This is a genomic window from Flavobacterium sp. MDT1-60 (assembly GCF_014844035.1).
Classification (GTDB): Bacteria; Bacteroidota; Bacteroidia; order Flavobacteriales; family Flavobacteriaceae; genus Flavobacterium.
Map to the genome: position 1 here is coordinate 3,095,274 of NZ_CP062159.1, position 11,747 is coordinate 3,107,020.

Here is an 11,747-nt window from a genome sequence, read left to right on the forward strand (position 1 = left end):
AGTTCATCTTAATCGTATAACAACTAACTATCCAACCAAAAATAACAGAACAAATGAATCTTAATCTTAATGACAAAATAATTATTGTAACGGGTGGCGCAAAAGGAATTGGTCTTGGAATCTGTAAAGTTTTAGCTGCAGAAGGTGCGATTCCGGTAATAGTTGGCAGAGCAGATGCCGACAATCAAATAGCGGTTAAAGAAATAGAAGCGAACGGAGGAAAAGCCTTGTCTGTAGTTGCTGAATTAACGAATCCGGAAGCTTGTAAAAATGCAGTAGATCAAGTAGTCAAAATGTGCGGTCGAATTGACGGGTTAATCAATAATGCAGGCGTAAATGATGGGGTAGGTTTAGAAAGTGGTGATTACGAAAAATTTGTGGCATCAATTCATAAAAACCTGATACATTATTATCTGATGGCACAACACGCTTTGCCGGAGTTGAAAAAAACAAAAGGAGCAATTGTAAACATTGGTTCAAAAACTGCTGATACCGGACAGGGAAATACTTCAGCTTATGCCGCTTCAAATGGTGGGCGTAATGCTTTAACCCGCGAATGGGCTGTTGAATTATTGAAATACGGAATCCGTGTAAATTCGGTTATAGTCGCTGAATGTTATACGCCATTATATGATACGTGGATTAAAACACTTGAAAATCCGGAGCAAAAATTAAAAGAAATTATGGCTAATATTCCGTTAGAAAACAGAATGACAACTGCAGAAGAAATTGCCAATATGGTCGTGTTTTTATTATCTGATAAATCAAGCCACACCACTGGTCAGTTGATTTATGTAGATGGAGGCTATACACATCTAGATCGTTCGTTATAATTTTTAATTGAAGCCTTTAGAATTAAATAGTAAATAATTGTAAAAAGATAAAAATGATTAAAAAAATAATCTTAGCGGCTTTGGTCGTTGGAACAACTATCACAGGGAATGCGCAGAACAAAATCGCGGCAAAGGATATTGCTGAAAAAATGAAATGGTTTGAAGATGCCAAATTAGGGATCTTCATCCATGCCGGAATTTATTCGGTTGCCGATGTCTCTGAATCCTGGAGTTTTCACAACGGAAATATTTCTGTTGAAGATTATATGAAACAACAAAAAAGCTACACCTTAAGCCATTATGATCCTGCGGCCTGGGCGGATATGATTAAAGAATCAGGTGCAAAATATGCAGTAATTACAACAAAACATCATGATGGTGTAGCGATGTACGATACCAAATTAGGAAAATTAAGTTCGGTAAAAACCTGTCCTGCTAAAAAAGATATGGTGAAGCCTTTTTTTGAAGAATTGCGTAAAAGAGATATAAAATGCGGTGCATACTTCTCATTAATCGACTGGACTCATAATGATTATCCGGGATTTCTGAAAGATAAAGCGCGTTATGACATCAAAAAAGAGCCGGCTCGTTGGGAACGTTTTCAAAAGTTCTTCCAGGGGCAAATCAAAGAAATTTCAGATTGGTACAACCCTGATTTATGGTGGTTTGATGGAGACTGGGAACACAGCGCAGAAGAATGGCAGGCTGAAAAAACGCGTAAAATGATGTTAGACAGAAATCCGAATACAATTATCAATGGTCGTTTGCAGGGTTATGGCGATTATGATACTCCGGAACAAAATTTCCCGGTTGTGCGTCCAGCTTTCAAATGGTGGGAATTGTGTATGACCATGAATGAAAACTGGGGTTACCGCGTAAGCGACACCAATTGGAAAACGCCTTATGAAATCATCACTATTTTTGTGGATGCTGTTTCAAACGGAGGAAATTTATTATTAGACATCGGCCCAAAACCTGATGGAACTTATCCCGAAACTGTTGTTTCTACATTGAAAGAACTAGGTGATTGGAACAGAAGAAATGGTGAAGGGATTTCGGAACCATTCCTGGAATTCCATTAGGACATTTTTACGGACCAACGACACTTTCTAAAGATTCAAAAACACTTTATTTATTTGTGCACGGAAAAACTTCAGGACAATTGATGCTGAAAGGTATTGATAATAAAATTGAAGATATTACGGTTTTGGGATCAAACGTAAAATTGACTCATAAAGTAGTAGGTAAAATCTCCTGGAGCGCCGTTCCCGGATTGGTTTATATTGATTTGCCAGAGAACGCTGTCGATAAATATGTGACATGTATTAAAGTTACTTTAAATACGCCAGTTAAATTATACAGAGGTCAGGGTGGTTTTTTAACTAACTAATATCATTAAAATAACAGATTATAATTCATGCCTCAGTGGTGTTTCAAAAGTAAGATTATTAAAATGTAAAAAAATACTTAAAACTTTTGAAAATACTAAAATTGAAGTAAAAACGAGGAGCAGGAGATGAAAATAATTTATCGAATCAATTTTTAAGAAAAGTAAAAAAAAAAGAAATGATGCTTGCAAAAAAAGTTCTGGAAAACTGTTAAAATAAAAAAGTTAAATGAATTTTAAGTATTCTCTATTTATGTTAACAATATCATAATTTTTTTGATTTTACAGGTGCTTTTTTTGAGGCTTTAATTTTTATCAAAATGCGATAGGTTTTTACTGTATTTATGATAAAAAGCTATTCGTTGAATAATCTGTATTTGTTTAATCTGTAGACTATTGTAACTTTAAATAGGAATTATTCCTATAAAATGTTAAAAAGTAATAATAACAAATAAAAAATTACTAAAACGTTTTTGTAAATCGTTTTATTAAATATATATTTGCTAATAATAATTAACGAAGGTTTAAGATAAAGTTAACGTTTCATGAAAAAAAAGATCACCATCAAAGATATCGCGAAAGCAGCAAATGTATCGGTAACTACGGTTTCATTTGTACTGAACGATAAGGGAGAGAAGATGGGGATCAGCAAGGAAGTGATTGAAAAAGTTCTTAAAATTAGTGGAGAAATGAAATTCAAACTCAATATGATCGCCAGTAGTTTAAGAACTGGTAAAACAAGATCTATTGGGCTTATTGTCGAAGATATTTCAAATCAGTTTTTTTCTGATTTGGCAAGAGTAATTGAGAGAGAGGCAATAAATTTAAATTACAGAGTATTTTATTGTAGTACAGGCGGAGATGATGCCCGGGCAATTGAACTAGTGAATAGCTTATTACAGGCTAATGTTGATGGTTTTATTATCACCCCTACAGAAAACATGAAAGCAACTATAGACCGCTTATCAGAACTTCAATGTCCGGTTGTTTTAGTTGATCGTTATTTTGAAGAACAAGAGGTAAGCCATGTCGTGCTGGATAATTTTGAGGGAGGAGAAACAGCAACCAATTATCTTTTGGAAAAAGGGTTTAAAAAAATTGCGTTTATTAGTAATTACTCACAATTAATTCAGATGCGGTTCAGAAAAGAGGGTTACAGTAATGCGATGAAAAAAGCGGGCTTGTATGATGAAACTAAAATACTTGATTTGGAATACCGTATTCCTGCAGAGGAAAGAATAGAAAAGATTGCTGATTTTTTGAGTAGTAGTCCCGAAATAGATGCTGTATTGTTTGGGGCAAATTATTTGTTGCTGGCGGGCTTGCAGTCCTTAAGTAAATTGAAATTAAAAATCCCAACTGATAAAGCAGTAATTAGTTTTGATGATCACGACAGTTTTAGATTGCATTCGCCCTCTATAACCGTTTTATCCCAACCAATTGAAGAAATGGGAAAAAAAGCTGTAAGGTTATTAATGATGCAAATGAATGACGGAAGTAATTATAAAATTGAAAAAGAGAAGAAAAAAGGCAATCTAATTATAAGGGAATCAGTTTCATAATTAAAAAGCCTTTTTTTAAAATCAAAACACTAAAACGTTATAGTACTGGTAAACCACAATTTCAGAAAATAATTCAGAAAACTTAAACAAATTATTAAACAAACAAAAAGCTTATGATATAAAAAAAACAGAGTATTAATCGAGAAAATTATTACCTGATTCTGATAAGGAGAAGCCGGTAATTTAAAATTAAAGATTTTAGTATTCCCTATTTTTTAGAAATCGAAATCTTCAATGAAAAACAAAATTTAAAAACCAAACCAAACTAATATTAATTATGAGAAAACTGTTATATGAATCGCTGTTAGTTTTTCTAATGGTATTGTGCTTTCAGAATGCGAAAGCGCAAAACACAACAATCTCTGGGGTTATTACAGATAATGCAAATTTGCCCGTTCCATCAGTTATTGTTAAAGAAAAAGGAACAAAAGCAGAAACGATTACAGATGAGAACGGAGCTTTTACAATCTCTGTAAGAGAAGGTGCTACTCTTATTGTAAGTTCAATAGGGTATAAAACAGCAGAATTAAAAGCTGCTGATGGAATGAAAATCAGGTTAGCTAGTGGAACTAATGAACTTGAAGGTGTTACGGTAACTGCATTGGGGCAATCTAAAAAGAATAAATCAATTGGTTATGCTACGAGTGTAATTAAAGCAGATGCCATTGTAAAAACAGCTTCGCCTACAATTGCTAACTCTTTATACGGTAAAGCACCGGGTGTGCGTATTAGTTCTACTCCGGGTGGAGCTGGAGCAATCAATATTCAGATCCGTGGAATTAACTCGATCACAGGTAGAAACCAGCCTCTTATAGTAATGGATGGTGTGCCAATTCGTGATCAGGAGATTAAAAACGATGACTACTGGAATGCACCACGTGTTAAAAATAATGGATTAGCAGATATTAACCCTGAGGATATTGAAAACATCTCCATTCTTAAAGGAGCTTCTGCTGCTGCATTATACGGTTCTGAAGCAGTAAATGGAGTTGTTTTGATTACTACTAAATCTGGTAAGGGAAAAAAAGGTTTAGGTGTTGATTTCAGTACCAGTTATTCAGGAAATCAGATTGCCTATTTGCCAAGATTTCAATACGAAAGAGGTCCGGGATATGCTAATCCAGCCTTCAATCCTGGAGCATATCGCGCACCAGATGGTTTTGCGCATCTTGATAGAAATGAGGATGGTATTACTGACATGAGAGAGGTACCTGCTAGTTCAGTTAACTTTGGTAACTGGTTTGATGGACAGCCAATTAGATCTTGGGACGGTGTTATACGCCCGTATTCTGCTCAAAGAGATGGATATAAAAATATGTTCCAAAATGCATGGGATGCAACGACAAACTTTGCACTTACAAACAATACAGAAAATAGCAGTATTCGTTTTTCTTATACACATATTGAGTCTGAAGGTTTAAGCATGGGTAACCATAACAAAAAGAACAATTTTAACTTAAATACTTCATTTAAAACAGGTAAATTAAAAACAGATGTAATTATAAGTTATTTAAATCAGAGTGTAAATAATCGAACTTTTGGTATGGATCGTTTGGTTAATAACTTTACAGGTATGATGAGTCCTTTTGATAATGGAGATTGGTACAAAGCTAAATATAAAACCAGTTTAGGATATAAATATGTTACAGGTATGCAAACTCAAAGTTTGACTCCAGATGAAAATATTTTTTATAATGGTTTTAAAGCTGATATTGGAGATTATTTTTGGAATACAAATGCTAAACAGCAAACGGAGGTTACAAATCGTATAATTGCCAGTGTTACAGAAACGCTTTCAATTACTAAAGATTTAGCCTTACGAGGTCGTATTTCAACTGATTTAAGTTCAATAAACATTGAAGATAAAAATCCTGTAGAAATACCTTTGATTTATAAATTTGGAGGAGATAGTTCAGGTTCATTTATGATGGAGGGCCAGGATTATAATATTCTTTATGGCGATTTATTATTGACCTATAATAAAAAAATAAATGAGGATTTTGGGATAAACGCTGTTGCTGGTTATTCAGGTACACAGGATACTTTTAGAACTTTAACGCGTTCTACCAATGGAGGTTTAAGTGTTGAAGGATGGTATGATATGAATTCATCTATCGGAATAGCTACAAGTACTTCAAAAAGAGAAAAAACGATTAAAGATGCAGTTTTTGGAACTTTAAGTGGTAGCTTCAGAAATTATTTGTTCATTGAAGGAACGATAAGAAGAGACCGAACTTCTACAATGAATCCAGATAACAATGCTTTTACTTACCCATCTGTAAATTCAAGTTTCGTATTGTCAGATGCAGTTGAGTTGCCAGAATTCATTAGTTATGCAAAAATGCGCGGTTCCTGGGGTATAGTTGGTAACTATCCAGATCGTTATGCTGCTAATGTTGCATTTACTCAAACACCTTTGGGGTCTCAAGGGACTGTTAGTCCAGTTTTGACTACAACTTCAATGTGGGATAGATATGGAAATGAGGGAATCAAACCTGAAATGAAAAATGAGTATGAGCTTGGTTTTGAAACTAAATTTTTTGATAGAAGATTAGGTTTAGATTTTTCTTACTACAATGCAAAGATTAAAGATCAAATTCTTGATTTAAGTCTGGCTCAGACTTCAGGAGCAGATAAGATATTAGCTAACGTAGGGGAGTTGAGCAATCAAGGTTTTGAAGTAGCTCTGACTGGTTCTCCGTTTAGAACAGAGAATTTTTCATGGGATGTAACTTTAAACTGGGCAAAAAACACGAATAAAGTTGTGAAATTAGCTAACGGTGCAACCGAATTATTACATAAAGATTATGATGGATCAGCTGCACAGCTAAAATCAGTGGTAGGTGAACAGATGGGAGGTATTTATGCACACCCGGTAAAAACAGATGCAAATGGTAATAAAATGGTTGATGCTGATGGTTATTATATGCTTGATGGAGACAAATGGGAAAAATACGGATCTGCTATGGCTAAAGGTGTTGGAGGTTTGTTGAACTCATTTACCTATAAAAGTTTTACATTAGATGTAAGTATCGATTACTCTTATGGAGGTTATTTAATGCCTACAGGTGTTAATTGGATGAATTCTAGAGGTTTGACAGAAGAGACTCTGAATTATAGTACTAATGAGCGTGGTGGTTTGACTTATTATTTGGATGGTGGAAAAGGAGTTCAGGTTCCTAATAGTGCTACTGCAGGGCCAGCTGGTCAACCATTATACCGTGATGGTATGTTGATGGATGGTATTGCTCCAGATGGTACACAAAATACAAATGTTATATCTCAGGCAGGATATTATGCTCTTACTTACAACTGGGGTGGTCCACAATATGGTAGTATTTCTCGTTATGAGTTGTACATTCAAAAGAATGATTATGTTAAATTAAGAGAAGTTTCACTTGCTTTTAATGTGCCATCATCATACGCCAGTAAATTTGGAGCTACAAAATTAAGTTTGTCTTTCTTCGGACGTAATTTGTTTTATTTCTATAGAACCATTAAAGATATGGACTCTGAAGCAACTACTTCAGGATCAAGATGGACTGAAAATGTGAACAATGCAGGATTAGGCCCATCAACCAGAAGTTATGGAGTAATGTTGAGAGCATCTTTCTAATTTTATAAATTATAATTAAAAAATAGATAACATGAGAAAATTATTATATATATCATTAGCAACAGCAGCAATTTTTCTGGGCTCTTGTTCAGATGAGGATTTTGCAGATGCTTATAGAAACCCAGCTACTGTAACCCAGACAACTGTGCCTAAACAATATGCAGGATTTATGAAAATTAACTTTGAGGATGTGATTCCAGCATATTGGAATTATTTTACGGTTCTAAGATCAACTTCTCTAAGTTATACACAAGGACACGGATTTACTAATACCACTGGACGTTACGTTCCAGGCGCAGCTGTAAATGACAGATGGACCAGATATTACAAATTTATTACCCAATATAGAGAGTTGGAAAAAGTTATGGGCTCTTTGTCTCCAGCAGATCAGGCAGCTAACAGAATCTTCACAGTAACTTCAACGATTTACTTGTATGATCATACTGCAAAAATGATCGATAATTTTGGGGATATTCCTTTTTCTGAAGCAGGTAAAATTAGCATGACAGGGGGAGATTATACTGCAGCGTTAGCTAAGTATGACAACCAGACAGAACTTTATGTTAAGATGCTGGATGATTTGAAAGCTTTTTCTACGGAGCTAAATACAATAACCTTGTCTGCGGGAGTAGAAACAGTATTCAAGAATCAGGACCTGATCAACAAAGGAAACCTGGTAATGTGGAAAAACTATTGTAATTCTTTACGTTTGAAATTACTGAACAGAGTTTCTGCTGTCCCTGCCTTTACTGCAAGAGCAAATAGTGAGATTGCTGAAATTATTGCTGAAGCAAAAATTGTAGACGAAAATGCAGAAAATATCGCATTTAGAATATATACACAAGATACGGATTTAGATACTTCAGGGTTCTTTGATGCTTTAGAGAGTTTTAATAACAATCTGGCTCCAAAACCTATGATTGACCATATGAATGCGAATAGTGATCCTCGTGAAGCCTGGTTGTTTGAAAAAGGAGCAACTGCAACTGTCTATACGGGACTTGATCCGGCATTGGGATCAGCAGCTCAGGATAATTTAGTAAGCACTGGTAAAATTGCGATCTACAACAGATCTGTAATTAGTAGAAACGACTGGTTACCAGGTACTTTGGTAAATTCGGCAGAGGTAAACTTACTTTTGGCAGAGTATTATTCAAGAAGTGGAAATGCTGCAACAGCAAAAACATATTTCGAAAAAGCAATCAGACAATCGGTTGAATACTATGTAAGATTAGGTGATAAAGCTGATGATACTACATGGAAACCAACCAGCGAACCAACGACAGTAGAAATTGAAGCTTATATTGCTAAAATTAATTTTGCAGGTGCTACAACAGCTGCTGCTCAATTGGAATTGATTGCTTTCCAAAAGTATATTCATTACAATATTATGCAGGTTGATGAATCCTGGGCTGAACAAAGAAGATTAAAATTACCAGCTTTAACTTTCATCGAAGATGAGACAAGCCCTACCAGAAAAACTCCTCCAACGCGTTGGACCTATCCAGCTAATGAAAGTATTTATAATACAACTAATTATAACACAGTTAAGGATAAAGATAATTTAGGTACTAAAATTTTCTGGGATGTAAAATAATCCTCCTTTAAATTAATTATTTTGTTTATTAGTAAGAAACCCCAGAGTCCGGATCATCACGGAGGATGGGGTTTCTTTTGAATATCAATGGCAATATTCAATGACAATATCAATATCAATGACAATTGCAATATCAATAACAAATGTTTATCAATTTCAATTCTGAATATTAGAACTGTATAGCATAAAAAAATCGGCGAATTTGCAGTTGATTGTACTGCAGTTCACCGATTTTTTATTTTTGATCTTTACTCTAAAAAGACAGTAGAGAAAGATTGTCTGTATTTTAGTTCTGCTTGATAAAAGTTAGCGGTTGTCCGTAGTTAGCAATTGCGGTCAAAGCATTGTAAATATATTTAGAAACTAAAATAGCTCCTTCGCTGTTTATCAAAGCGGTATCATCTTCTGGTGTATGGTATTGTGGATGCCCGCCTGTGTGCAAGCCGATAGCGGAAATATCATTTTTATAAAAAGTAACATGATCAGAACCACCTACATCACCTGCAAAAACAATCGGATTTAGTCCGCTGCCTTCGCCTAGTTTTTTCATCAGTTCTACACCGCCAGGAAAAGTTCCGGCACCGCCCATATAAAGTTCTTTTTTATCATTTAATCTTCCTACCATATCCATGTTGATCATTACTTTTATGGCATTTTTATCTACAGGAAGATGATTAACAAAATACTTAGAACCCAATAAACCTTCCTCTTCAGCACTGAAAGAAATAAAAATAATACTTCTTTTTGGAGCCATTTTGTTATGATGAAATTCTTCTAAAATAGATAAAAGTGCGGAAACTCCTGAGGCATTATCATCTGCTCCGTTATGAATTGCAAGCGTATCTTTTTTCTTGCTGCCAGAACCTTTTCCGCCCCATCCCCAGTGGTCATAATGCGCCCCAATGACGATGAATTCCTTTTTTAGATTTTCATCAGAGCCTTCTATATAGCCCACAACATTTTGAGTTGCTACACTGTCCGATTTCATCTTGTTGATGTCGGGTTTTATGAATATTTTGAATGGTTGATAATAATCGTTATTGAATTTTTTCAGTCCAAATTTTTTAAAATATTTTTTAATGTAAGCTGCCGCTTCGTTATTGCCTTTTGTTCCGGCAAGACGTCCTTCTAATTTATCCGAAGCCAAATAAGTATCGTGTTTCAGGAATTGTTCGACTGAAAATGTAGATTGTGCAGTTCCTTTTTCGGTTGCCATAAAAGCTAAAACAGAGAGGAAAAGAATTTTTTTAAACATATTATAATAATTATGATCTTATTGTATTTGCATTTCAACTATCGTATCGATTGCATCCATCTTTGTGCCATCCAAATACACAAAAGTTCCTTCTGGTTGTTGTTTGAATTTTAGTTCTTTTTTACTGTCCATCAAATAACATTTTTTAATTTTTTGTTTCATTTCAGGAATAAAAATATAAGTAGTCTGTTTTGGTGTATTAATGATATGTGCAAACCAAATTTTATCTTTAGCAGTAAATACGCCCCAATCTTGTGGCTTCATCACATTGCCTCTTGTTCCATAAATACTATTTCCGTTTTTATCCATCCAGATTCCTATTTCTTTTAAAGTTGCAACAAATTCGGGCTGAATCGTTCCGTCAGCCATTGGCCCGACATTCAAAAGAAAATTGGCATTCAGACTGGCAGCGTTTATTAAGTAATGCAATAAATCTTTGGTTGATTTGTATTTTCTGTCATTGATATTAAAACCCCACGAATTGTTCATGGTTTCACAGGTTTCCAAAGGCAATTGAGAAATAGATTGTCCTCCAAATCCAGAAGTATTTCCACCTGGCAAATCTTTTTCAAATGCCTGAAAATCTTCACCCTGAATTGGAGTAAGATGATGATTGTTAGAGATTAAACAATTCGGCTGGATGGAATGAATCAATTTGTAAATCTCGTCATAATGCCAGTTTACTTTTGATGTCAATGTTTTATCGGTGTCGTTATCCAATTGATCCCAATGTCCGTCAAACCAAATTCCGCCAATTTCTCCGTAATTGGTCAGTAATTCTGTTAACTGACCTTTCATAAAAGCGATATAACTGTTCCAGTCGCTCTTTTTAGTTCTGCCAGTTCCTTGTCCTGTTTTTCCTGTTTCGTATTGATAATCTGTTCTGGTCCAGTCCAGAAGTGAATAGTAACAAAAGAGTTTAATACCTTCTTTATGACATTCGTCGGCTAATTCTTTTAAGAGATCTCTTTTGAAATGCGTATTTGTTATTTTCCAATCGGATAATTTGGTGTCAAAATTGCTAAAACCGTCGTGGTGGCGGGTTGTAAAAGTGATGTATTTCATTCCGGCCGCTTTTGCAGTGCCAACCCATTTTTTGGCATCAAAATCCTGTGGATTAAAAACGTTAAGCAATCTTCCGTATTCGGTAACTTTTATATTTTGGTTGGTCATAATCCATTCACCATTCCCAAGAACACTATAAGGTCCAAAGTGAATGAACATTCCAAATTTATTATCCTGAAATTCTTTTCTGTTTTTTAGATTTCCTTCTGATGGAGTATAGGTTTGTGCTAATAATGTCGTACAGCTCATCGAGAAAAACAGCAGGCAAAGTGTGATTTTTTTCATGTTTTTTAAAGTTAAGTGGTTTGATAGTAAAGTTTTAATAGTGATTAAAAACCAGAATTAAATAAGGATTTAGAATGATGACGATAGATTTAACAAAAGCCATAACTCATTGCGCTTAATTAATTTACGTTTTTTTGAAGTTTAAAT

8 protein-coding genes are annotated in these 11,747 nt (G+C 34.7%); 6 read left to right on the forward strand and 2 right to left on the reverse strand.

The window, feature by feature from the left end; genetic code table 11:
* The first annotated feature begins 53 nt into the window (after positions 1-53).
* The 6 genes from IHE43_RS12920 (at position 54) to IHE43_RS12940 (ending at position 8,995) form a co-directional block, all read left to right on the forward strand.
* Positions 54-833, forward strand: a complete 780-nt coding sequence (locus IHE43_RS12920; protein WP_192184264.1) for an SDR family oxidoreductase — start codon at positions 54-56, stop codon at positions 831-833.
* A 53-nt stretch (positions 834-886) separates the two neighbouring features.
* Positions 887-1,915: an alpha-L-fucosidase gene (locus tag IHE43_RS12925; protein ID WP_225585094.1), complete on the forward strand. Its 1,029-nt coding sequence runs from the start codon at positions 887-889 to the stop codon at positions 1,913-1,915.
* A gap of 56 nt (positions 1,916-1,971) precedes the next feature.
* On the forward strand, positions 1,972-2,223 hold the full coding sequence (locus tag IHE43_RS23645) for a hypothetical protein (protein ID WP_225585096.1): 252 nt from the start codon (positions 1,972-1,974) through the stop codon (positions 2,221-2,223).
* Positions 2,224-2,765: 542 nt separating this feature from the next.
* Positions 2,766-3,782, forward strand: a complete 1,017-nt coding sequence (locus tag IHE43_RS12930) for a LacI family DNA-binding transcriptional regulator (RefSeq protein WP_192184265.1) — start codon at positions 2,766-2,768, stop codon at positions 3,780-3,782.
* Between the two features lie 277 nt (positions 3,783-4,059).
* A complete protein-coding gene (locus IHE43_RS12935; protein ID WP_192184266.1) occupies positions 4,060-7,398 on the forward strand; it encodes a SusC/RagA family TonB-linked outer membrane protein in 3,339 nt (1,112 codons plus the stop codon).
* Between the two features lie 31 nt (positions 7,399-7,429).
* Entirely contained in the window at positions 7,430-8,995 is a 1,566-nt protein-coding gene (locus IHE43_RS12940; RefSeq protein ID WP_192184267.1) for a SusD/RagB family nutrient-binding outer membrane lipoprotein, read from the forward strand.
* Between the two features lie 286 nt (positions 8,996-9,281).
* On the opposite strand, the gene IHE43_RS12945 is transcribed toward IHE43_RS12940, so the two are convergent.
* Together IHE43_RS12945 and IHE43_RS12950 are read right to left on the reverse strand one after the other, a co-directional pair.
* The gene (locus IHE43_RS12945) at positions 9,282-10,250 is read right to left on the reverse strand and encodes a M20/M25/M40 family metallo-hydrolase (RefSeq protein ID WP_192184268.1); all 969 of its coding nucleotides are present in this window, start codon (positions 10,248-10,250) and stop codon (positions 9,282-9,284) included.
* A gap of 18 nt (positions 10,251-10,268) precedes the next feature.
* Positions 10,269-11,600, reverse strand: a complete 1,332-nt coding sequence (locus IHE43_RS12950) for an alpha-L-fucosidase (RefSeq protein WP_192184269.1) — start codon at positions 11,598-11,600, stop codon at positions 10,269-10,271.
* Between the last annotated feature and the right edge of the window lie 147 nt (positions 11,601-11,747).

Excerpts from the sequence above, each read along its gene's own strand:
- IHE43_RS12920 (WP_192184264.1), top strand. The coding sequence starts at position 54 with ATGAATCTTAATCTTAATGACAAAATAATTATTGTAACGGGTGGCGCA.
- IHE43_RS12925 (WP_225585094.1), top strand. The coding sequence starts at position 887 with ATGATTAAAAAAATAATCTTAGCGGCTTTGGTCGTTGGAACAACTATC.
- IHE43_RS12930 (WP_192184265.1), top strand. The coding sequence starts at position 2,766 with ATGAAAAAAAAGATCACCATCAAAGATATCGCGAAAGCAGCAAATGTA.
- IHE43_RS12935 (WP_192184266.1), top strand. The coding sequence starts at position 4,060 with ATGAGAAAACTGTTATATGAATCGCTGTTAGTTTTTCTAATGGTATTG.
- IHE43_RS12940 (WP_192184267.1), top strand. The coding sequence starts at position 7,430 with ATGAGAAAATTATTATATATATCATTAGCAACAGCAGCAATTTTTCTG.
- IHE43_RS12945 (WP_192184268.1), bottom strand. The coding sequence starts at position 10,250 with ATGTTTAAAAAAATTCTTTTCCTCTCTGTTTTAGCTTTTATGGCAACC.
- IHE43_RS12950 (WP_192184269.1), bottom strand. The coding sequence starts at position 11,600 with ATGAAAAAAATCACACTTTGCCTGCTGTTTTTCTCGATGAGCTGTACG.